General features: G+C 61.2%; 24 protein-coding genes. 13 read left to right on the top strand and 11 right to left on the bottom strand.

Translation table 11 applies throughout. The features are described from left to right. The first annotated feature begins 45 nt into the window (after nucleotides 1-45). Nucleotides 46-1,485, top strand: a complete 1,440-nt coding sequence (pyk, locus tag VW35_RS16335) for a pyruvate kinase (protein WP_046144159.1) — start codon at nucleotides 46-48, stop codon at nucleotides 1,483-1,485. Between the two features lie 68 nt (nucleotides 1,486-1,553). Here pyk and VW35_RS16330 read toward each other — a convergent pair whose 3' ends face one another. After that, entirely contained in the window at nucleotides 1,554-1,961 is a 408-nt protein-coding gene (locus VW35_RS16330) for an SRPBCC family protein (protein ID WP_046144172.1), read from the bottom strand. Nucleotides 1,962-2,036: 75 nt separating this feature from the next. Then, entirely contained in the window at nucleotides 2,037-2,162 is a 126-nt protein-coding gene (gene ykgO / locus VW35_RS16325; protein ID WP_046144158.1) for a type B 50S ribosomal protein L36, read from the bottom strand. Between the two features lie 192 nt (nucleotides 2,163-2,354). On the opposite strand from ykgO, the gene VW35_RS20745 reads away from it, so the two are divergent. Continuing rightward, complete coding sequence (locus VW35_RS20745; protein WP_052951804.1) at nucleotides 2,355-2,837, top strand: response regulator; 483 nt, start codon at nucleotides 2,355-2,357, stop codon at nucleotides 2,835-2,837. A 3-nt stretch (nucleotides 2,838-2,840) separates the two neighbouring features. Here the strand turns inward: VW35_RS20745 and VW35_RS16315 are convergent, their stop codons facing one another. The 6 genes from VW35_RS16315 to eda form a co-directional block, all read right to left on the bottom strand. After that, nucleotides 2,841-4,025 (bottom strand): alpha-hydroxy acid oxidase, encoded by a 1,185-nt coding sequence (locus tag VW35_RS16315; protein ID WP_046144157.1) that lies wholly within the window; start codon nucleotides 4,023-4,025, stop codon nucleotides 2,841-2,843. Between the two features lie 140 nt (nucleotides 4,026-4,165). Then, on the bottom strand, nucleotides 4,166-4,840 hold the full coding sequence (gene modB, locus VW35_RS16310; RefSeq protein ID WP_046144156.1) for a molybdate ABC transporter permease subunit: 675 nt from the start codon (nucleotides 4,838-4,840) through the stop codon (nucleotides 4,166-4,168). Beyond that, the gene (modA, locus tag VW35_RS16305; RefSeq protein ID WP_046144155.1) at nucleotides 4,840-5,568 is read right to left on the bottom strand and encodes a molybdate ABC transporter substrate-binding protein; all 729 of its coding nucleotides are present in this window, start codon (nucleotides 5,566-5,568) and stop codon (nucleotides 4,840-4,842) included. The genes modB and modA overlap by 1 nt, the downstream gene beginning before the upstream one ends. Nucleotides 5,569-5,636: 68 nt before the next feature. After that, on the bottom strand, nucleotides 5,637-5,999 hold the full coding sequence (locus VW35_RS16300) for a winged helix-turn-helix domain-containing protein (protein WP_046144154.1): 363 nt from the start codon (nucleotides 5,997-5,999) through the stop codon (nucleotides 5,637-5,639). Next, nucleotides 5,999-6,451, bottom strand: coding sequence for an endonuclease domain-containing protein (locus tag VW35_RS22325; RefSeq protein WP_425283793.1), 453 nt, complete (start codon nucleotides 6,449-6,451; stop codon nucleotides 5,999-6,001). Before VW35_RS22325 ends, VW35_RS16300 begins: the two co-directional genes overlap by 1 nt. A 61-nt stretch (nucleotides 6,452-6,512) precedes the next feature. Next, nucleotides 6,513-7,148, bottom strand: a complete 636-nt coding sequence (gene eda / locus VW35_RS16290) for a bifunctional 4-hydroxy-2-oxoglutarate aldolase/2-dehydro-3-deoxy-phosphogluconate aldolase (protein WP_200896907.1) — start codon at nucleotides 7,146-7,148, stop codon at nucleotides 6,513-6,515. 180 nt (nucleotides 7,149-7,328) lie between these two features. Here eda and VW35_RS16285 point away from each other — a divergent pair, with 180 nt between their 5' ends. The 3 genes from VW35_RS16285 (at nucleotide 7,329) to VW35_RS16275 (ending at nucleotide 10,289) form a co-directional block, all read left to right on the top strand. Then, nucleotides 7,329-8,348, top strand: a complete 1,020-nt coding sequence (locus VW35_RS16285) for an SPFH domain-containing protein (protein WP_046144151.1) — start codon at nucleotides 7,329-7,331, stop codon at nucleotides 8,346-8,348. 9 nt (nucleotides 8,349-8,357) lie between these two features. After that, nucleotides 8,358-8,810 carry an NfeD family protein gene (locus VW35_RS16280; RefSeq protein WP_244465930.1) on the top strand — a complete coding sequence of 151 codons (453 nt, stop codon included), beginning with the start codon at nucleotides 8,358-8,360 and terminating at the stop codon, nucleotides 8,808-8,810. Nucleotides 8,811-8,897: 87 nt separating this feature from the next. Next, nucleotides 8,898-10,289: an outer membrane beta-barrel protein gene (locus tag VW35_RS16275; protein ID WP_152662630.1), complete on the top strand. Its 1,392-nt coding sequence runs from the start codon at nucleotides 8,898-8,900 to the stop codon at nucleotides 10,287-10,289. On the opposite strand, the gene galU is transcribed toward VW35_RS16275, so the two are convergent. Next, complete coding sequence (gene galU / locus VW35_RS16270; RefSeq protein WP_046144149.1) at nucleotides 10,286-11,164, bottom strand: UTP--glucose-1-phosphate uridylyltransferase GalU; 879 nt, start codon at nucleotides 11,162-11,164, stop codon at nucleotides 10,286-10,288. The genes VW35_RS16275 and galU overlap by 4 nt on opposite strands. 103 nt (nucleotides 11,165-11,267) lie before the next feature. Between galU and galE the strand changes: the two genes are divergently transcribed. From galE to VW35_RS16255, 3 genes are all read left to right on the top strand, one after another. Further along, the gene (gene galE / locus VW35_RS16265) at nucleotides 11,268-12,254 is read left to right on the top strand and encodes a UDP-glucose 4-epimerase GalE (RefSeq protein ID WP_046144148.1); all 987 of its coding nucleotides are present in this window, start codon (nucleotides 11,268-11,270) and stop codon (nucleotides 12,252-12,254) included. 12 nt (nucleotides 12,255-12,266) lie between these two features. Beyond that, a complete protein-coding gene (locus tag VW35_RS16260) occupies nucleotides 12,267-13,454 on the top strand; it encodes a lytic murein transglycosylase (RefSeq protein ID WP_046144147.1) in 1,188 nt (395 codons plus the stop codon). Nucleotides 13,455-13,523: 69 nt separating this feature from the next. Further along, nucleotides 13,524-14,705: an SGNH/GDSL hydrolase family protein gene (locus tag VW35_RS16255; protein ID WP_046144146.1), complete on the top strand. Its 1,182-nt coding sequence runs from the start codon at nucleotides 13,524-13,526 to the stop codon at nucleotides 14,703-14,705. A gap of 45 nt (nucleotides 14,706-14,750) precedes the next feature. Here the strand turns inward: VW35_RS16255 and VW35_RS16250 are convergent, their stop codons facing one another. Then, the gene (locus tag VW35_RS16250; protein WP_425283792.1) at nucleotides 14,751-16,301 is read right to left on the bottom strand and encodes a UxaA family hydrolase; all 1,551 of its coding nucleotides are present in this window, start codon (nucleotides 16,299-16,301) and stop codon (nucleotides 14,751-14,753) included. A gap of 105 nt (nucleotides 16,302-16,406) precedes the next feature. Here VW35_RS16250 and VW35_RS16245 point away from each other — a divergent pair, with 105 nt between their 5' ends. From VW35_RS16245 to VW35_RS16230, 4 genes are all read left to right on the top strand, one after another. Continuing rightward, nucleotides 16,407-17,156 carry a GntR family transcriptional regulator gene (locus VW35_RS16245; RefSeq protein ID WP_046144145.1) on the top strand — a complete coding sequence of 250 codons (750 nt, stop codon included), beginning with the start codon at nucleotides 16,407-16,409 and terminating at the stop codon, nucleotides 17,154-17,156. A 15-nt stretch (nucleotides 17,157-17,171) separates the two neighbouring features. After that, nucleotides 17,172-17,606 (top strand): RbsD/FucU family protein, encoded by a 435-nt coding sequence (locus tag VW35_RS16240; RefSeq protein ID WP_046144144.1) that lies wholly within the window; start codon nucleotides 17,172-17,174, stop codon nucleotides 17,604-17,606. A gap of 82 nt (nucleotides 17,607-17,688) precedes the next feature. Beyond that, nucleotides 17,689-18,540: a fumarylacetoacetate hydrolase family protein gene (locus VW35_RS16235; RefSeq protein WP_046144143.1), complete on the top strand. Its 852-nt coding sequence runs from the start codon at nucleotides 17,689-17,691 to the stop codon at nucleotides 18,538-18,540. Nucleotides 18,541-18,633: 93 nt separating this feature from the next. Beyond that, nucleotides 18,634-19,374: a hypothetical protein gene (locus VW35_RS16230; protein ID WP_152662629.1), complete on the top strand. Its 741-nt coding sequence runs from the start codon at nucleotides 18,634-18,636 to the stop codon at nucleotides 19,372-19,374. Nucleotides 19,375-19,551: 177 nt separating this feature from the next. On the opposite strand, the gene VW35_RS16225 is transcribed toward VW35_RS16230, so the two are convergent. Beyond that, complete coding sequence (locus tag VW35_RS16225) at nucleotides 19,552-20,493, bottom strand: PfkB family carbohydrate kinase (RefSeq protein WP_046144141.1); 942 nt, start codon at nucleotides 20,491-20,493, stop codon at nucleotides 19,552-19,554. Between the two features lie 193 nt (nucleotides 20,494-20,686). On the opposite strand from VW35_RS16225, the gene VW35_RS16220 reads away from it, so the two are divergent. Further along, nucleotides 20,687-21,793 carry a TRAP transporter substrate-binding protein gene (locus VW35_RS16220; protein WP_046144140.1) on the top strand — a complete coding sequence of 369 codons (1,107 nt, stop codon included), beginning with the start codon at nucleotides 20,687-20,689 and terminating at the stop codon, nucleotides 21,791-21,793. The last annotated feature ends 7 nt before the right edge of the window (nucleotides 21,794-21,800 follow it).

Here is a 21,800-nt window from a genome sequence, read left to right as displayed (position 1 = left end):
CCTCCCGCCGCCCCCACCGCCAGAGACACAGAGCACGGAATCGCCATGAGACGGATCAGACGCGCAAAGATCCTCGCCACCCTCGGGCCTGCAAGCAACGAGGAGAAGATGATCGAGGAGCTGGCAAAGGCCGGTGCGGACGTCTTCCGCATCAACATGAGCCATGCCAGCCACGAGCTTCTGCACCAGACCGTGGCGCGCATCCGAAATGTCGAAGCCCGGCTCAAGCATCCGCTTGGCATCCTCGTCGACCTCCAGGGCCCAAAGCTCCGCGTCTGGAAGTTCGCCGAAGGCTCGATCAATCTCGTCGCCGGCCAGAAATTCATCCTCGACAGCGACAAGAACGACAACGGCAACTCCGAGCGCGTCTATCTTCCGCATCCGGAAATCATCGAAAGCGTGTCAGTGGGCGATCGCCTGCTGCTCGACGATGGCAAGCTCCAGCTCAAGGCCACCAAGGTCGGCGGCGGCACCATCGAAACCGAAGTCATCTATGGCGGCAAGCTGTCGGACAAGAAGGGTGTCTCCCTCCCCGACACGCTCCTGCCCACCGGCGCCCTGACCGAAAAGGATCACGCCGATCTTCTCGAAGGCCTCAAGGCCGAAGCCGATTGGATCGCGCTTTCCTTCGTGCAGCGCCCTGAAGACATCATCGACGTGCGCAAGATCGTCCAGGGTCGTGCCGGCGTCATGGCCAAGATCGAAAAGCCCCAGGCCATCGATCGTCTCGAAGAGATCGTCAAGCTCTCGGACGCCGTCATGGTCGCCCGTGGCGACCTCGGCGTCGAACTGCCGCTCGAAACGGTCCCGGGCCTCCAAAAGCGCATGATCCGCATGTGCCGCCGCTATGGCAAGCCGGTGATCGTTGCAACGCAGATGCTCGAATCGATGATCACGTCGCCGGTTCCGACCCGCGCCGAAGTTTCAGACGTTTCGATCGCCGTCTTCGAAGGCGCCGACGCGGTCATGCTGTCAGCCGAATCCGCTTCGGGTCAATATCCGGTCGAAGCCGTCACCACGATGAATAAGGTGGCCGTCGCCGTCGAAAGCGATGCCAATTACCGCAACATCATCCGCGCCGCCCAGACCGAGCCGGAAGCGACCGCCGCCGACGCTATTTCCGCCGCGACCCGCCAGGTGGCCGAAACGCTCGATCTGGCTGCCATCGTCACCTATACGGCGTCCGGCTCGACCGGCATCCGTGCCGCCCGCGAACGGCCCTCGAAGCCCATCATCGTGCTCTCGCCCAATCAGCGCACCATCCGCCGCATGTCGGTCGTCTGGGGCGTCCATTGCGTGCAGACCGAAGATGCCGTCAGCCTTGAAGACATGGTCGATCGCGCCTGCGTCATCGCTTATCAGGAAGGCTTTGCCCGCCCCGGCGACCGCATCGCCATCACCGCCGGCATTCCCCTCGGCACGCCCGGCGCGACCAATATGCTGCGCATCGCCTTCGTCCGCCAGGACGGTGCCGGCTCGAGTTGAGGCCCGCAAAGAAACCTCGCTTAGGACAAGGCCCGCATCTGCGGGCCTTTTCTTTTCCGCCCATAGCCCTAGCGGCGCCGCGCCTCGAGGATGGACTTGAGCATCAGAAAGTCGGTGGTGATCCACTCAATGGCTGAATCGAACATGTCCTCGCTCATGCCCGGGCGGGCGAGGAACGTGAAAAGCAGCTCGGTCCCTTCTTCATTGGGCACAACCCGCATCGGGGTCCACAGCAAGGCTTCGCCAGGAACGAAAATGGCGTGGTCGAGCACGCCGTAGTCATTAGGCGGGGTGAACCGGATATGCCGCAATCCTCCAAAGCGCGTTTCTCCCGTCCAGTCGCCATTATCGAGCGGATGAAACGAACCAGGCTCGATCGCGGCCCACTGCGCATAACTGGCTGGATCGGCGAGATAGCGGTAAGCCGCCTCGTAGGGATAGTCGATCTGGGTCGCAATCGTATGGGATCGGCGCACGGCATTGTCTCCGCCCAAAAAGCACAAAGCCCGCTCGAAAGCGGGCTTTGCTCAAGAACGCGTGTCTCGCACAGCTCAGCCCTGGCGGGCCTTGAAGCGCTTGTCCACCTTGTTGATGATGTAGACGCGCCCGCGACGGCGGACGAGCTTGTTCGCGCGGTGGCGCGTCATCAACGCCTTCAGCGAGTTGGTTACCTTCATCGTCTTATTCCCTGGTCAAACAAAAGGGGCGCCAAGGCGCCCGAAAACTGCGCTCTTCATAGGGAAATAGACCGCCCCTGTCAACGCGCCCGGCAAAGAGTTTTCCCATGCGCGAAGACCTTGCGGAAGATGCCCATTAACCGGCAAGTCAGCCTTCGGCGCTAGGATTTTGCCGGTTCAAGGGGGCTTTTAGTGAACACGATCCTCAAGCGCGGCGTCGTCATTGCCGATCCGATGGAGAACATGGCCGCGCTGATCGCTGCCATGATGCGTGGCATCGGCCATCGCATGGTCACCGAAGTGACGACGGCCAAGGACCTGGTTGCCGTGCTCAATGCGCGCTCGCACAGCCTCATTGTCATCGACGACGCCATCGGCCCGCCGGGCGCCATCGAATTGGTCCGGCAGTTGCGAACCGATTTCGACTGCCCCAATCGCACAACCTCGGTGATCATGATGTCGGCTGCCCCCGATATCAGCCGCATCGCCACGGCGCGTGATGCCGGCGTCAGCGAATTTCTGAAAAAGCCCTTTTCGGCCGCTGACCTGCAAAAGCGCATCGCCAGCCTCGACATCAATCCGCGCGAGTTTATCGAAGCGCCCGAATATGCGGGGCCCGATCGCCGCCGAAGGACACTGACCCACGGCATCGAGGATCAGCGCGAAGAAAGCTGACGTCTAAAGGCGCGGCTTAGGCGCGTTGCGCGGCGGAATGTCGTTCGAATAGATATTGTGCAGCCCGACATTGAGAATGTCCCGTTCGCCGCAAAGCGCCATGGTCGTGTCAAGCTCCTTGCGAATGATCTCGAGCACCCGCGTCACGCCCTCTTCGCCGCCCGCACCGAGCCCATAGAGCATCGGCCTTCCGATAAAGGTCGACTTGGCGCCATAAGCGAGCGCCTTCAGCACATCCTGGCCCGAGCGAATGCCGCTATCGAGATAGACCTCGGTCCTGTTGCCGACCCGGTCGACGATCTCGGGCAAGACGCGGATCGATGATGGCGCGCCGTCGAGCTGACGCCCGCCATGGTTGGAGACGACAATCGCGTCAGCGCCATTGTCGACCGCGGCCTGCGCATCATCGGGGTCAAGCACGCCCTTGACGATCACCGGCCCGCCGAACCGCTCCTTGATCCAGCGCACGTCGCCCCAATTGAGCGTCGGGTCGAACTGGCTCGCGGTCCAGGCCGAAAGCGAGGCAAGATCGTGATCCCCGCTCACATGGCCCACGATATTGCGGAACGTATGACGTTTGGTGCCAAGCATGCGCGCACACCAAAGAGGGTGCTGCATCATTTGCCAGATCGAATAGGGCGTGAATTTGGGCGGCGTCGAAAGGCCATTCTTGATGTCCTTGTGCCGCTGCCCGAGGATCTGCAGGTCCATCGTCAGCACAAGCGCTGAACACTTCGCGGCCTTGGCGCGATCGATCAGGCGATTGATGAAATCGCGGTCGCGCATGACGTAGAGCTGAAACCAGAAGGGCGCCGTCGTGTTCTCCGCCACATCCTCGATCGAACAGACGCTCATGGTCGAGAGCGCAAAGGGAATACCGAATTTTTGCGCCGCCCTTGCCGCCTTGATCTCACCATCTGCCGTCTGCATGCCGCCGGTGGCCGCCGGGGCGATCGCGACGGGCATGGTGATTTCCTTGCCCAGCATCGTTGTCTTGAGGTTGCGCCCTTCGAGGTTCACCGCAACCTTCTGCTTGAGCTTGATCTTTTGAAAGTCGCTCTCGTTATCGTGGTAGGTGCTCTCGGTGTAAGAGCCGCTATCGGCATATTCGAAGAACATTTTCGGCACCCGCCGACGCGCCACCCGCATCATTTCGTCAACGGTCAGGATCTTGTCGATAGCGGGCATTGCCGAACTCCGAGAGACATGTTCGACCTGCTCTAGCAACTAACATGTTAGTCTTCAAGGAGTCTGTCGGGGCAATCCGAGTGAGTGGCAAAACTTGAGCCGGCAAGGACCCGATCTGGCTGGTGGGTGGGCCCTGCCGCTCACGCAGTCCGCTCTCTCCTTCCGACAATCATGGTCGCGAAAATCACGAGAAACGCGAACACCACCATCCCCCCCGCCAAGACATGCGCCCGCTCCCATTGCAGGCGCTCGACGAAGTCGTAGATGGCGATCGAGAGCACCTTGGTCTCGCCTGGAATATTGCCGCCGATCATCAGCACCACCCCGAATTCGCCCATCGTATGCGCAAAGGTCATGATCGCCCCAACGAGATAGCCGGGCATGGCCAGAGGCAGTGCCACGCGAAAGAACCGCTGCCATGACGTCGCGCCAAGCGTTTCGGCCACCTCCAACACTTCCGCTTCGATGCTCGCAAAGGCATTGCGCAGCGGCTGCACCATGAAGGGAAGCGAGGCGACGCCAGCCCCGATGACCAGCCCGCCAAAGGAAAAGGCCATTGTCCGAGCGCCCCACAATCCTGCAATCCAGCCGCCAGGCCCATTCGGCCCAAGCGTCAGAAGCAGATAGAAGCCGAGAACGGTAGGCGGCAAGACGAGCGGCAGCGTCACCACAGCCCCCACCACTTCCTTGCCCACCGAGCGTCCATGCGCTAGCCACCAGGCGATGGGCGTGGCAATGACCAGCAAGGCAAGCGTGACGCTCAGCGCAAGGCCAAGCGTCAAAGCGATCGGGGAAAGTAGCGTCGTCCAATCCATTACGGGACGCTATAGCCCGCCGCCTCGATGACCGACACGGCCTCGTCCGATTTGAGGAAGTCGAGAAAAGCGATGGCCGCCGGATTGTTCTCGCCTTCCTTGAGCAGCACCGCACCCTGTGCAATCGGTTCGTGCAACTTGGCCGGCACGATCCATTGATCGGCGTTGCCAAGAATCTGGCTTGCGGCCACAAAACCAAGTTCGGCATTGCCGCTTTCGATGAACTGCAGCGTTTGCGAGATATTCTCGCCTTGGACGAGCTTGGGCGTCAGCATATCGAGAAGGCCAAGCGCCGTCAGCGTTTCGATTGCGGCCTTGCCATAGGGCGCTGCCTCAGGATCTGCGATGGCGAGCTTGTTGAAGTTCTCCTTGAGCGCCGCTTCGCCGTCGCTGAGATCGCGGCCCGGTCCATAAAGCGCCAACTGCCCCTCGGCATAGATGAAAGCCGTACCAGCAACCCCAAAGCCTTCTTCGATTGCTTTTTGCGGGCGCGTATCGTCGGCGGCGAGGAAAACGCCGAATGGCGCCGCCTGCGTGATCTGCGTGTAAAGCTGCCCCGTCGCGCCAAAGCTCAGGTCCACCCGATGCTCGCCCTTGGCCTCGAACAGCGTTTTCAGCTCTTCGGCGACAGCGGTGAAATTGGCTGCCACCGCGACATTGACGGTTTCAGCAAAGGCCGGCGTTGCAGTGGCGGCGATAACGGCAAGAGAAAGCAGCAGACGGGACAAGGAAGCCTCCGATATGTTCGATCGGCCATATCGATGGCGGAAACATATCCAAGGCGCAAGCGATATGTTTATACGGAAATATCGGATATTGCTGCGCGGAGGGCCGCGACATCGCTGGCAATCGCCGCTTCAGTGGCGACCTGCATCGCCCGATAGCGTCGGAGCACCTCTTGTCCGAGCGGCGTCAGCACCGCCCCACCCTGCCCCGCACCGCCCCGGACAGTATCGACCAAAGGCCGACCAAATCCCTCATTAAGCGCCTGCACCAAGCTCCAGGCCCGCTTATAGCTCATCCCCATGGCCTTACCGGCCGCCGAGATCGAGCCGGTCGCCGCAATGCCCTCGAGCAGATCCGCCCGCCCGGGTCCGATATAGGCTTTGTCGGAAAGCACAATGCGGAGGTGACCGAGACCGGAATTGGTAACGCTCATCAGTCCCTCTCCGAAAACGGCGGAATGGATCGAGATAGTGCCCCAGACTCGATCTGACACCCTCCCCCTTGCGAGGAGGGCTGGGGAGGGGGGCTCGCGCGAAGATTGCTTTGACGGCCCTCAAGTGCGGCAGCGAGCAACTGGTAAACGCCTTCAGGATTGGCCAGCACATCTTCATTGCTGGAACGCAGGACAAAAAATCCACGCTCCTGCAGATATTGGTCGCGAGTTGCATCATTACGAAAGGCGAGCTCAGCTCCGTGGCGATCGCCATCGATTTCCACGACGAGCCCTGCCTGCAAACAGGCAAGATCGACGTAATGGTTGCCCAGCTGGACCTGCTTGCGAAAGTGCCAGCCTTGCGTGCGAAGAGGATGAATGAGGCGCCAGAACCGAACTTCTGGCACGGTTGGCCGGGCTCTGAGTTTTTTCCGCAGCTCCTTGCCCACCATCCTCCTCCCCAACCCTCCCCGTAAGGGGGAGGGTGCCGATCGTGGCTTACCTAGTCTGCACTCAGGCCCTGAGCGCGCTCGCTTCCTTGGCGAGCGCTTCGATGCGGGCGAAGTCGCCGCTCGCCAGCGCATCGGCCGGCATGATCCAGCTACCGCCGACACAGATCACGTTGGGCAGGCTGAGATAGGTCTTGGCCTTGACCACGTCGATCCCGCCCGTCGGGCAGAAGGTGATGTCGGGCAGCGGGGAGGCGAATGCCTTGAGCACGGGCGCCCCGCCAAGTGCCTCGGCCGGAAAGAATTTGAGGAACGAATATCCCCGCTCCGCCGCCGCCATGGCTTCGGTCGGCGTGCCAATGCCCGGCAGCAGCGGGATGGCGATATCGTCGGCCGCATCGAGCAGTCGCGGCGACGCCCCTGGCGACACCATAAACCGACAGCCGGCATCCACCGACGACTTCATATGCGCGGCATTGCGCACGGTGCCGGAGCCGACAATGGCGCCGGAAACCTTGGCCATCTCTTCCATGACCTTGAGCGCGTTCGGCGTCCGCAGCGTCACTTCCAGAACAGGGAGCCCACCGGCCACCAGCGCCTCCGCCAAGGGCAGCGCCTGCGAAACATCATCGAGGATGATGACCGGCACGACCGGGGCCAGGGACAGGATGGAGCGGATAGCGGTTGCGTCCTGCGGCATGAGCATCTCTACAGAAGAATGGATCGGTTGGGCTGAAGGGTTAGGCCCAGATCGAACAACTCGCAAGACCGAAGGCAGCCACCTGCCCCAAAAAACCGCGCCATGGCCAGGACGGTCTATGATTGCCTAACCGAGCCTATACTCATAGATAGAAACCAGAACATCTTCGGAGTGGAAAGAATGGGATTTGAAGGTTTTGGTCTTGATGGGCTCAGCATTACGCTGATCTTTCTCGCGGTCCTGCTCATTCTGGTGCTCTTCGCCGGCGCCAAGACCGTGCCGCAGGGCTACAATTACACTATCGAGCGCTTCGGCAAATATACGCGCACCCTGAAGCCGGGCCTCAACCTCATCGTTCCGTTCATCGACACGATCGGCAAGAAGATCAACGTCATGGAGCAGGTGCTCGACGTTCCCCACCAGGAAGTCATCACCCGCGACAACGCCTCGATCACGGCCAATGGCGTCACCTTCTACCAGATCCTCGACGCAGCGGCGGCCGCCTACGAGGTCGCCAATCTCGAAAACGCCATTCTCAATCTCACCATGACCAATATCCGTACGGTCATGGGCTCGATGGATCTCGACGAACTCTTGAGCCACCGCGATGAGATCAACGAGCGCCTGCTGCGCGTCGTCGACACCGCGGTCTCCCCCTGGGGCGTCAAGATCACGCGCATCGAGATCAAGGATATCGACCCGCCAAAGGATCTCGTCGATTCCATGGGCCGCCAGATGAAGGCCGAGCGTGAAAAGCGCGCGACCATTCTCGAAGCCGAAGGCAGCCGCCAGGCCGCCATCCTCAAGGCCGAAGGTGAAAAGCAGGCTCAGGTCCTCGAGGCCGAGGGCCGCCGCGAAGCTGCCTTCCGCGATGCCGAGGCACGAGAACGCGCTGCCGAAGCCGAAGCCAAGGCAACGCAGATGGTTTCCGAAGCCATCGCCGCCGGCAACGTCCAGGCCATCAATTATTTCGTTGCCAACAATTATATCGCCGCCCTCGGCAAGCTTGCCACCTCGCCCAACCAGAAGGTGCTGATGTTGCCGGTCGAAGCCTCGAGCGTCATCGGCGCCATCGGCGGCATTGCCGAAATCGCTCGCGAGACTTTCGGCGGTGGCGAGACGCGCCAGGCCCAGCCGACACGGCCGGCCTCGCGTCCGCCCGTCGCCGGCCAGTCCCCGCGCGAGCCCAATCCGAGCTGAGACGCAGCCATGGCACTCGTCGATTTTCTCGCCGCCAACATGCCATGGGCCTGGGTCATCGCGGGTCTGGTCCTGCTTGCCCTCGAACTCGTCGTGCCGGGCGGATTTCTGCTCTGGCTTGGCGTCGCCGGCATCGTCACCGGCCTCATCGTGCTCGTCGAGCCGATCTCCTGGCCTTTGCAATGGTTGATCTTCGGCGTCATCGCCCTTGTCGCCATCTTCGCCTGGACGCGATGGATGAAGTCGCGCCCCGCCTCCGGTACAGATAATCCCTATCTCAATCGCCGTGCCGATCGCTTCATCGGGCAAGAAGCGGTGCTCGAGCAGCCCATCGCCGGTGGCTTTGGTCGCCTGGCGCTTGGCGATACCGTCTGGCGCATTGCCGGACCCGATCTGCCGGCTGGCCATCGGGTTCGCATCACCGGCAGCGATGGCGCGGTTCTCCGCGTCGAAGCAATCTGACACACACCTCAAGAGTTCGTTAACCATAAGCTGAAAGGATCGCGCGCGGGGCATCCATTCTTCGGAGTCCCCTCAACGGAGCGCGGCTTGCCCTTTCTAGAGCGACATCGGACCCTGGCGATAGGCCTGGCTGCCGGCCTCATGGCCAGCGCCGCCCTGCCTGGCCATGCGGCGCCGCGTCTGCTCAACACCGATCCAGCCACCAGCGATAGCACGGCGGCAACCGACGAAACGACGACCGGCAGCACCCAGCCCCTCCGCCCCACTTATCCCGGCACTCATGGCGTGGACCCTGATCTTGTGCTCAAGAACGATCGGCTCCGCTCAGGCGTCTATCCCGCCCAGCCCGTGCCGCCCGAATTCGCCGTCTCGCCGGAAAGTGCGAGCGACACCGTGCCGCTCGATTGGTCCGTTGGCCTTCGCGGCACCTATCAGAATTCCAATGGCGAGGGCAGCTTCGTCGCGCGCCTGACCCCGTCGTTTACCTATACGCACCAGGGCAGCATCACCGACCTCGTCGTCACCGGTGGCGCTGAAATCGCCAAGAGCGCCAATGGCGGCGGCGACATGCCGACGGTCACGTCGGCCAATATCGGCTTTTCCGCCTCGACCCCGATCAACCCTGAAACCAGCTTAAAGGCCGAAGGCAATCTCAGCCTCAGCCAGGACCTTCCGGGCACGCCAGGCCTCTCGCCCTTCGTCACGACCCCGCCCCAGGTCTATTCCGGCAATCTCGATGTCGGCTTAGACCGGCAATTCGGCCGGTTCAACCTGGGCGTTGGGGCTGGCATCAAGCGCGTGGTTTATGGTCCGACGGCCCGCACCGATACGGGACTAACCGACAATAGCGAACAGAACTACTGGGCCGGCTCCGCCAATCTGCGTCTCGGCTACCCGATCACGCCGATCCTCGAGGTTTTCGGCGAAGGCGCGGTTGAGCGCGACATCTTCGATACTGCTACCGCGAGCCTTGGCGTCTATCCGAACGCCACCAATCGTACCCTCAGGACCGGCATCGCTGCCGATTGGAACGACGTCTGGTCCGCCAGCGCCTCGGTCGGCGTCGGTCAGCGCGTCTTCGACGCCACCCAGCTCGGCGAAATCACTGCCCAGCTCTATTCGGCCGAGGTGACCTATCGGCCCGATCCGACGATTCAGCTGACAGCTGGGCTCGAAACCGAACTGACGCCGCCCGGCGCCGATTCGGCAGGCACGGCGCGCCTGCAGCACACCGCCTTTGCCAATGCGCAATACACCGTCAACACCTGGCTGCAGCTTCGCGCCTCTGCCGAATGGTCCAATGCTGAGCTCGTCGGCACTGCCACAACCGAAAAGCGCCTCGGCCTAGGGGCTGGCGCCGACTACACGCTCGGCGCCAACACCAGTCTCAATGCCGATTATGGCTATGGCAATTCGGATACGTCTTCGGGCAATACCCAGACCCATCAGGTGAGCCTGGGCATCACCCTCAAGCGCTAGACGCTAAGGCCGAGCTTGCTCAATTCCTTTCGGAAATCGGGGCCGATATCGTCGCGCTCGAGCGCATAGACGACATTGGCCTTGAGGAACCCGATCTTAGAGCCGCAGTCAAAACTCTGGCCGACATATTTGACGCCGGTAAAATGCTGCCGATGCATCAGCGTCTGCATGGCGTCGGTGAGCTGGATTTCCCCGCCGGCGCCCTTGGTCTGCTCAGCGAGCAGCGAAAAGATTTCCGGCTGAAGGATGTAGCGGCCCGAAATGATGAGATTGGACGGCGCCTCTTCCTTCTTCGGCTTTTCAACCATTTCGGTCAGCTCAAAGCCCGTATCGGGACCTTCGCCGCGGCCGATGACGCCATAGGACGAAACTTCGTCATGCGGCACTTCTTCCACCGCAATGACATTGCCGCCGGTCTCTTCATAGGCGTCCATCATCTGCCGCAAGACGCCGGGCTCACCCTTGAACAGCATGTCGGGGAGCAGCAAGGCAAAGGGATTGTCGCCCACGATATCGCGCGCGCACCAAACGGCATGGCCGAGGCCCAGAGGCTCCTGCTGGCGGGTAAAGCTCGTGCGCCCAGCCGACGGCAGATCCTTCTGCAATTCGGTGAGGGCTGCAGTCTTGCCGCGCATCTCCAGGGTCGTCTCAAGCTCGAACTGACGGTCGAAATGATCTTCGATCACGCCCTTGTTGCGGCCGGTCACGAACACAAAATGCTCGATCCCGGCTTCGCGCGCTTCATCCACCGCATACTGGATCAAGGGGCGATCGACGACGGTCAGCATTTCCTTGGGCATGGCCTTGGTGGCCGGCAGGAAACGCGTTCCCAGCCCCGCTACGGGGAATACGGCGGTACGCACACGCTTTGACACGGAGGATCCCTTTAATCTCGTTTGGCAGGTGTTGTGGCTTCCAGCGCAACATCTGATACATAGCGTTGCAGAACAACAGGTTTTAGCGACTGGATAGGGACAAATGGCAGTTTTGGTTACCGGCGGTGCAGGTTACATCGGCAGCCACATGGTTCTGAACCTGACTGATGCTGGCGAAGACGTCATCGTCCTCGACAATCTCATCACCGGATTCGACTGGGCCATCGACGGCCGGGCCCGCTTTGTCGAAGGCAATGCCGGCGATATCGACTTCGTCGTCGGCCTCATCGAAAAATACGCCATCAGTGAAATAATTCACTTCGCCGGCTCGATCGTCGTTCCCGAATCGGTAACCAATCCACTCAAATACTACGCAAACAACACCGCAACCTCGCGCAACCTGATCGAGGCCGCGGTCAAGGGCGGCGTCAAGCACTTCATCTTTTCCTCGACTGCCGCCGTCTATGGCATGACCGGCCTCGCGCCAGTCGTCGAGGATACTCCGCTCAACCCGATGTCGCCCTATGGCCGTTCAAAACTCATGACCGAGTGGATGCTTGCCGACGTCGCGGCCGCTCATCCCCTGACTTTCGGCGTTCTCCGTTATTTCAACGTCGCCGGCGCCGATCCGCAGAAGCGCTCGGGCCAGTCGACCCCGCTTGCCACCCACCTCATCAAGGTTGCCTGTCAGACCGCCCTCGGCCAGCGCGAAAAGATGGATCTCTTCGGCACCGATTACGAAACGCCCGACGGAACCTGCGTACGCGACTATATTCACGTGACAGACCTGATCGCCGCCCATGCCCTGCTACTCAAGCATTTGCGGGCCGGCGGCGAGAGCACGACGCTCAACTGCGCCTATGGCCAGGGCTATTCCGTGCGCGAAGTGGTCGAGACAGTCCGCAAGGTCTCGGGCGTCAATTTCCGCGCCGATGAAAGCCCGCGCCGCCCCGGCGATCCGGCCTCGATCACCGCCACTGGCGAGAAAGTCCGCTCGCTCCTCGGCTGGGTGCCGCAACACGACGATCTCGAAGAAATCGTCGAGACTGCCTATGCCTGGGAACGTCACCTCATGACCCGCAACCGCTGAGGCCTTTCGATCATGCGCCAGCTCGCCGTCCTCATCGTCCTCCTGATGACCAATCCGGCGCTGGCGCAGTCGAATTTTTCGGCCTTCCTTTCCGAGCTGAAGGCTGAGGCTGTCGCGCGCGGCGTCAATCCTGCCACATATGACGCCCTGACCGCGGGACTGACGCCCGATCCGCGCGTGCCCAATCTCGTAGAAACCCAGCCGGAGTTTACGACGCCGGTCTGGGACTATATCGACACGCGCGTCAACTCCTCCCGCATCAATCGCGGCATGGCGGCGCTCGAACGCAACGCCCAGCTGTTTTCCGCCATAGGCCAGCGCTACGGCGTCGACCCCTATCTCCTCGGCGCCATCTGGGGTATCGAAACTGACTATGGCGCGGTCCTTTCGAACACCGACCTCATCCGTCCCATCGTCCGTTCGCTGGCAACGGTCACCTTCCAGCAGCGGACTCGATATGCGGAGGACAAGGCCGATTTCTTCGCCGCCCTCATTCTCGCCGAGCGTAATGGCGGCACCTCGCCCATTGGCTCGTGGGCCGGTGCCATCGGACATCTCCAGGTCAATCCGACCAATGTCATAGCCCATGGCAGTGACGGAGATGCCGATGGACGCATCGACCTTCACGATTCGCTGGCCGACGCGCTGGCGACCTCGGCCAAGTTTCTCCGCGATCTCGGCTATCAGCCAGGCATCGATTGGGGCTTTGAGGTCAGTGTGCCCCAAAATTTCGATTATCTTCTCGCCACTCGCGATGAACTCCGTCCGATCAGCTTTTTTACCGATCGCGGCATCGCCCGGGTTTCCGGCAAGCCGTTCAGCGATCCGCGCATTCCGGTGTTTCTCTATGTTCCCGCGGGGCATACCGGCCCCAAATTCCTGATGACCGGCAATTATCTCGTCCTCAAGGGCTACAACTTCTCCGACAGCTACGCCATGGCGGTTGCCCACCTGACCGACCGCCTGAAGGGCGCCGGCACTTTTGCGACGCCCTGGCCGCGCGACACCATTTTCCCCAATCTGGCTCAGCGGCAGGCCGTGCAGCGGGCCCTCAAAAATCTCGACCTATACGATGGCGCCGTCGACGGCCGGCTCGGGCCCATCACCCAGGCTGCTTATGCCCGTTTCCAGGCGGCACGCGGCGAGATTGCTGATGGTTTCATTACCCGCGCCGCCTATGATGCCCTTGCCGCCCAGTAACGGCGTGGCGAGCGCCATGGTCTTGCCGCCATCAGTCTGCTAGACCCAAGAGGCCACTCGGACCGACCCATGAAGCGCGTTTTCGTCTTTCTGCTGCTCGCTCTCTTCGCCACCATCGAGGTTGCGCCGGCTTTTGCGCAAAGTGGGGAACGCTTCGATGTCGCGCAGACGCAAAAGCGCCGGACCCTCTTCGACGTGCTTTTCGGCGAAGAGCCGCAAGCCGCGCCGCCCCCGCCGGTGGTGCAGCAGACCCAGCCACGACGGGCAGCACCCAAGCCCACCGCAGCCTTGCCGCCGCCTAAGCCGACGATCGAAAAAGCCCCAGGCGCTACGCGCCTCGCCGTCTTCGGCGATTCCCTCGCGGTAGACGTTGCCAAAGCGCTCGACCGTTTCTACGCCGAGGACCCCAACCTCGTCGTCATCGACCAGGGCGTCGGCTCATCGGGCTTCGTCCGGGAAGATTACTTTGATTGGAACAAGGCCATCGGCGAGCAGATCGCCGAGGACACGTTCGATCTCGCCGTCGTCGTCATCGGCGTCAACGATCGCCAGGAGATCAAGGTCGACGGCCAGAGCTATAATTCCCTGACTCCGGGCTGGACCGCTGCCTATCAGGCGCGCCTCAATCAGTTCCTCGGCCAGTTGCGCGCCGCCCGCAAACCCGTCATCTGGGTCGGCCTGCCGCCCATGTCGAAGAGCGAATACTCCGCCGCCATCAGCCAGATCAGCGCGCTTCACAAGATGGCGGCCTTCTCCGGTGGCGCCGAATTCCTCGATATCTATGACAGGTTTCTCGGTGAGGATGGTAAGTACTCCTCTTATGGCCCCGACGTGAACGGCCAGAATGCCCGCATGCGCAAGGACGACGGCATCCATTTTTCAGCCGCTGGCGCCGATAAACTTGCCTTCTATATCAGCCAGTCTATCCGCACCTTCTATCGCGGTGGCGGCGTTACCCTGGCGGTTTCAGATCCGCTCCTCGGCACCGATGCCGCAGCCATGCTGCGCCCGCCTTATCAAGGCCAGGGCCAGACACGTCTGCTCGAAGTTGCTGGCGCCGTTGTTCCGATCAGCCGCGCGCCCCAGCGCGCCGCCGATCTGCTGATCAGCGCGCCGCAACAGCCAGTGGCCGCCAATGACAACAGCTTTCCGCTCGAGCAACTGATAGCCGCCCCGATCGGTCGCGTCGATGCCTTCGGTGTCGGTATCGACCCCAATGCCGACACCATCGAAAACGAAACGGGGCGATAGCGCCCGCGCTACCACCCCGACGATCGTTTGCCCTAAGGCGGGTGACTACATCACCGCGCCGACCTGCCAAGGCACGAACTCGTTGTCGCCATAGCCGAGCTTTTCCGACTTCGTCTGTTCGCCCGAGGCAACGCGCAGCATGAGATCGAAAATCTCCTGCCCCTTGTCTTCGATGGAAATGCCCTCGACGATATCCCCGCAATTGACGTCCATATCGTCGGTCATGCGGCCATAAAGTTCGGAATTGGTGGCGAGCTTGATCGACGGCACCGGCTTGCAGCCATAGGCCGAACCGCGGCCGGTGGTGAACGCCAGGATATTGGCCCCACCAGCCACCTGCCCCGTCGCCGAAACCGGATCGAAGCCCGGCGTGTCCATGAACACAAAACCCTTCTCGGTCACTGGCTCGGCATATTCATAGACCGCCGTCAGCGGTGAGGTTCCGCCCTTGGCCGCCGCGCCGAGCGACTTTTCGAGAATCGTCGTCAGCCCACCCGCCTTGTTGCCTGGCGAAGGATTATTGTTCATCTCGCCACCATTGCGCTGGGTGTAATCCTCCCACCACTTGATGCGCGAAAGCAGCTTTTCACCCACTTCCCGACTGACCGCGCGGCGGGTGAGCAGGTGCTCGGCACCATAGATCTCGGGCGTTTCCGAAAGGATTGCCGTCCCGCCATTGCGCACGAGAAGGTCTGCCGCGACGCCAAGCGCCGGATTGGCGGTGATCCCCGAATAGCCATCCGATCCACCGCACTGCAGCGCCAGCGTCAGCTCAGAAGCCGGCACCGTCTCGCGCTTGGCCCGCGCCGCGATCGGCAGCATTTCCTTGATGCGCTCGACGCCCCAGTCGATCATCTTCTTGGTCCCGCCGATCTCCTGGATCGTCATGGTCTGGAACGTGTCGGTCTCGGTCATCCCATAGGACTGCTTCATCCGCTCGATCTGAAACACTTCGCAGCCAAGCCCGACCAAGAGGGCCGCGCCAAGATTGGGATTGGCGGTATAGCCCCACTGCGTGCGTCGCAGGATCTGATAACCTTCGCCCTGATTGTCCATGGCGCAACCGGTGCCATGGACGAAGGGAATTATGCCGTCAATCTCGGGATAATCGTCCAAAATGCCGGAATTCTTGATGGCCTGCGCCATGAACTTGGCAACGGTCGCCGAGCAGTTCACCGATGTCAGAATGCCGATATAGTTGCGCGTCCCGACCTTGCCATTGGCCCGGCGATAGCCTTGGAACGTCGCTTGTTCTGGCCCCGTCAAAAATTCGACCGGCACCGCGCCTTCGGCAAAGGCATAATCATGTTCGAGCGTGCCGTCCGGCCCGCCCATGCCGCAATTGTGCTCATGCACCCAATCACCGGCCGGAATGCCGTCCTTGGCAAAGCCGATGATCTGCCCGAATTTGACAATGGCCTCGCCGGCCGCGATCGGCCGCGTCGCAAACTTATGCCCGCGCGGCACGCGCTTGACGATCGAAACGCCCTGCGCCGTCTCTGTGCCGGGATCGAGATTGGCCAGCGCCACGGCGATATTGTCAGCGCCATTCAGCGTCAGGGTCTTGCCTTGCGGGCGGGTCATGGTTTCGGACATGGGGCGTTCCGGCAGAAAGAGGTCTCAACGGGTGCTTTACGCTTTGGCCCATCGCAGTCAGATTGGGCCATTGCGGGACGGCTGCGCACTAACTAACATGTTAGCATGAACAACCATACAAGTTCTTATTCTTTTTTGACACGGCCAGCGACGCTGGCGCGCGGCAATGTGACTGCAGAGGTGACGCAGGCCTTGCGACAGGCGATCGTCACCTTGGCGCTGCCGCCCGGCACGGTGCTGGATAAGGCAGGTATATGCGCCCATTTCGAGGTGTCGCGCTTCCCCGTCAGCGAAGCATTTGCGCGCCTCGCCGAAGAAGGCCTCGTCGACATTGCGCCCCAGCGCGGCTCGACCGTTTCGCTTGTTCGCATCGCCGATGTCCGCGAATATATGCTGATCCGCAAGGGCCTCGAGAGCGAAGCCCTCCGCGTTCTCATCGGCCGACACGATGCCGAATTGATCGCCGCGCTGCAGGCCAATATGGCCGATCAACGCGCCGCTGCCGCGCGCGACGATAGCGAAACCTTCCACCAGATCGATATTGATTTTCACGACATCATCTTCCGCTCCATGCGGATGACCAAGGTAAAGGCCATCATCGACAAGGCCCGCGCCAATCTCGACCGCGCCCGCCGCCTCATCATCACCCCGCGCCGTCTCGCGCTTACGATCGCCGAGCATCAGGCCATTCTCGATGGCATCGTCGCTGGCGACACCCCCCAGGCCATTGCTGCGATACGCGCCCATATCGATGCCGTCATGGTCGAGCTCTTTGCCTTCGCCCGCGAGCACCCGCACATGTTCGCCGACGGCGCCGAAGTGGCGCTCGACGACGGCGATTTTCCTTTCGGCTGAACCTTCGGAGACACCATGCTCAAGCTCATCCCGCCCATTTTGGGGCCCGAACTTCTCGCCACGCTCCGCGCCATGGGCCATGGCGATGAAATCGTCATTGCCGACGCCAATTTTCCGGCCGAATTCCTGGGGCCGAACGTCCATCGCGCCGACGGCATCTCAGCCACCGATATGCTCGATGCCATTCTGACGCTCATGCCGCTGGACGAATTCGTCGAGGAAACCGCCATCGGCATGGCCGTGGTCGATCATCCCGAGCAGCGCGAACCCATTTACGACACTTTCGAAGGGATCATCCGCCGCCACGAACCGGCCAAGAGCTTTTCGACCGTGGAACGCTTTGCCTTCTACGATCGCGCGAAGAAAGCCGTCGCCGTCGTCCAGACCGGCGAACACCGGCTCTACGCCAATATTATCCTGAAAAAGGGCATCATCCGCCCCAAGGCCTGATTACCGCGGCGAACGAAAGTCGCGCTCGACATCAAGAACACCCGCCTCCACCAACAGGCGACACCCAAGAGGATTTTTGTCAATGAAACTGCTCCGCGTCGGCCCCAAGGGCTCTGAAAAGCCCGCCATTCTTGCTCAGGATGGCTCGATCCGCGATCTCACCGGCGTGGTCGGCGATATCGGCGGCTCAACGCTGCTCCCCGAAGGCCTCGCCAAGATCGCCGGCACGGATATCGACCTCCTGCCCAAGCTCGACGCGTCCGAGCGCATCGGCCCTTGCGTCGCCAATGTTGGGAAATTCATCTGCATCGGGCTTAACTATGCCGACCACGCCGCCGAGACCGGTGCAAAAATTCCGGAAGAGCCGATCATCTTCATGAAGGCCACCAGCGCCATCATCGGCCCCAATGACGATGTCATCATCCCGAAAAACGCCATCAAGCCCGATTGGGAAGTCGAGCTCGCCGTCGTCATCGGCAAGGAAGCCCGCTATGTCGAAGAAGCCGATGCGCTCGACCACGTCGCCGGCTATTGCGTCTGCAACGACGTCTCCGAGCGTCACTTCCAGACCGAGCGCGGCGGCACTTGGGACAAGGGCAAGGGCGCCGACACGTTTGGGCCCATCGGCCCCTGGCTCGTCACCAAGGACGAAGTGCCTGATCCCCAGAACCTTTCCATGTGGCTCGAAGTCGATGGCCACCGCTACCAGAACGGCTCGACCAAGACGATGATCTTTGGCGTCGCCAAAGTCGTCTCCTATGTCAGCCAGTTCATGAGCCTTCAGCCCGGCGACATCATCACCACCGGCACCCCACCCGGCGTCGGCATGGGCATCAAGCCCGACCCAGTGTGGCTCAAACCCGGCAACGTCATGCATCTCGGCATCGAAGGCCTCGGTGAGCAGAAGCAGAATGTCAGGGCATACCAGGCTTAAGCAGCCGGACACTCGGTCTCGTACATTCATGTACGTGCTATGCCTAACCATATATGATGCTCCACGGTAACCGATGCCGCGGAGCACCGCCCCTTGTCCAAATTGGTTGTCTACACGCAGGTTGGCGAGATGCCTGAACCCGGCAGTCCTCACGCATTTACTTGCACGCTCGACGACGAGGTAAATTTCTCCCATAGACTCGGCGAGCTAGCGATCCTCGCGGAACTGGGCCCGACTTTTGCGGAGGGTTACGTTGCCCTGGGCGAAGTCGATTTCTTCAGCAATGAGGGTGGGCAAAGCTATGTTCACCTCAAGAACATAAGCCCATTCGTGGAGCCCATACCATTTAGGGGTCATGCGCCGGCGGAGCCCAAAATCGATCAGATCGCCGATGATCTCTATGAAGAAATCATTTCAAAGGTCACAGGCATCAAAGACGCACAAGACGCGTTCCGCGCAAGTTTCGTATCCGAGACCTTGGACCGCGTGCTGGCGCAGGTCGAGCGGGATCAAAGAGGCGTTTGCAGCTTTTCCGGCATCGTGACGGATAATGGCGTTGCCACCTTTATTCGTCCCGTGAAGGACGGCGGAACACTGCACGTCAACAATCTGCTTTTCCTTGATGGCGAAGCATCTGAGCTGTTCAGATCTTTCTATTGGACGATCGGTCCAGACATGCAGATTGTGGTCGATTTGTTCGCCGCCACACCCGACTTCGCGGCTACGGTCAATCCAAAAGGCAAGCTGGTTCTGAAAAGTCTCTTGGCCCTCGACCAAGCTGCACTCTCTTGGCACCGCCAACAATTTGTCACCAAACGCTTCGGTGCTGCTTGATCTGCCTGTCAACAGCGGAACTGCCAGCTCGTTGCTCCCCCTTCGCCTCGCTCAGCGACAACAGAAAAAGCCGGTCTAGCCCCACAGGTATTGCTCGATGCGGGACTACAGTCGACATCGGGCGATTCAGTAATAAGCTATTTGTTGCCGGTCGATGCTTGGGCTGAGCCCCAGCGATCAACCGCTCGCCAGAACCGCATCTACTTCGGCGCGGGTCGGCGGCTTGCAGCCTTTTTGTGCGCAGTTGAGGCCAGCGACGACGGCGCCAAAGCGCAGCGTTTTTTCAAGCGCCGCCCGGTCGAGCTGCCCGAGCTTTCCGAGCTTGAGCGCGCCTGTTTCATGAAGCCAGGTGAGAATACCCGCCATCAGGCTGTCGCCCGCGCCGACCGTGTCACCGAAAACCGGTGGCGAATAAATGCCAGCCTTGCCTTCGGCCACATTGGAAAAAGCGCGCGAGCCGTGTTCGCCCAGCGTTACGACAACGAGTTCGCAATTGGGCCGGTCGAGCAGGAGCTTGGCATGCTCTTCGATCGTCATGCCGGGCTCGAGCCAGTCATGGTCCTCTTCGGAAAGTTTGATGATATGCGCGAGGTCCAAAAAGTCCGCGAGGCGGCGGCGATATCCGTCCTCGTCATCGACCTTGCGCACATTGATGTCGAAGGAAATGGTCGCCCCCCGGCCGATGGCCGCCTTGACCACCGGGAGCCACTTTTCTGCATCCTCCGCGAGCATCGGCGCAAAGCCGCCGATCTGGTAGAGTTCGATGCTTTGTGGCAGCGCCGCCATCAGTCCCTCACGGGTAAAAGCCCGGTCGGCGCCCCGCTCAAAGACATAGCTTGCCTGCATCCTGGCGTTGAAGGTGATGACTGCCTTGGTCGTCGGCTCCTTGACGCGCTCTTTCATCAACACCGCGACGCCTGCCTCGGCGAGCGGCTCGAGCAGCATGTCGCCATACTGATCCTGGCTGATAGGGCAGAGAAAGCCGGTCTCGTTGCCAAGCTTGGCGAGGGCGATCGCGCAGTTAAAGGGCGAGCCACCTGGGAGCGCCAGGATTTTGGCTCCGGGCTCTGCCGAAACCGGCACCAGATCGACAAGACTTTCCCCACCCACAACGAACATTGCGCTCTCCTCGGCCGTTCGGGCAGGCCTTAGCATTTTCCACCCCGCTCCCGCCAGACGTTCCGCGCCGCAAAGCGCTGCGATCAATCCTGAATCGAGAGCAAGAGGAATGCTTTACTCGCTCTGAGCGCTGTGTATTCTCGTTTGGGGAACAGGCGGGAGGATGCCTCTTCCATAGCGAGGGAGAACTACATTGGATCGTCGGAAATTCTTTACCAAGGCCGGTGCCGTCGGCGCAGGCGCCGTGGCCGCCTCGACAGGCCTCGCCATGCCCGCCATTGCCCAGAGCCTGCCAAAAGTATCCTGGCGCCTGGCGTCGTCGTTCCCGCCGGGCCTCGATACCATCTATGGCGGCGGCGAAACGCTGGCCAAATATGTGAGCGAAGCCTCGGACGGCAATTTCACCATCGACGTTTTCGCCGCCGGCGAACTGGTCCCACCCTTTGAAGTCGTCGATCCCGTTTCCGAGGGCACGATCGAAATGGCCCATACCGTGGGCTATTATTTCTCGGGCAAGGACGTTGCCTGGGCTGCCATGGCCGCCATTCCGTTCTCGCTCAATGCCCGCGGCATGAGCGCTTGGTATTATTACGGCGGCGGCCTCGATATCACCAATGAGTTCTTGTCGAGCTACAATATCGTCGGCTTCCCCTGCGGCAATACCGCGGCGCAGATGGGTGGCTGGTTCCGCAAGGAAATCAACACCGTCGCCGATCTCCAGGGCCTCAAAATGCGCGTCGGCTTCGCCGGCACGATCCTGACCAAGCTCGGCGTCATCCCGCAGACCCTGCCGGGCGGGGAAATCTACAACGCGCTGGAAAAGGGCACGATCGACGCCGCCGAATGGGTCGGGCCATATGACGACGAAAAGCTCGGCTTCCAGAAGGTTGCGCCCTACTACTACTATCCCGGCTGGTGGGAAGGCGGCCCGACCGTCCATGCGCTGATCAACAAGGGCAAGTTCGAAGAACTGCCGCCTGCCTATCAGTCGCTCCTCAAGACCGCCTGCCAGGCAACGAGCGCCGACATGCTCGCCAAATATGACTACGTGAACCCCACCGCGATCAAGAAGCTCGTGGCCGCCGGCGCCCAGTTGCGCCCCTTCAGCCCCGAAATCATGGAAGCCAGCTTCAAGGCCGCCAACGAAACCTATGCCGAGCTTGAAGCCTCGAGCCCGAACTTCAAGAAAATCTGGGACTCCATCAAGGCCTTCCGCAAGGACCACTACCTCTGGAACCAGATCGCGGAACTCAACTACGACGCCTTCATGCAGAGCCAGCAGCGCGCCGGTACGCTCTAACGTTTAT

Source organism: Devosia soli (genome assembly GCF_000970455.1).
GTDB classification, from domain to species: domain Bacteria; phylum Pseudomonadota; class Alphaproteobacteria; order Rhizobiales; family Devosiaceae; genus Devosia; species Devosia soli.
This window is presented reverse-complemented; position numbering and strand designations above follow the sequence as displayed.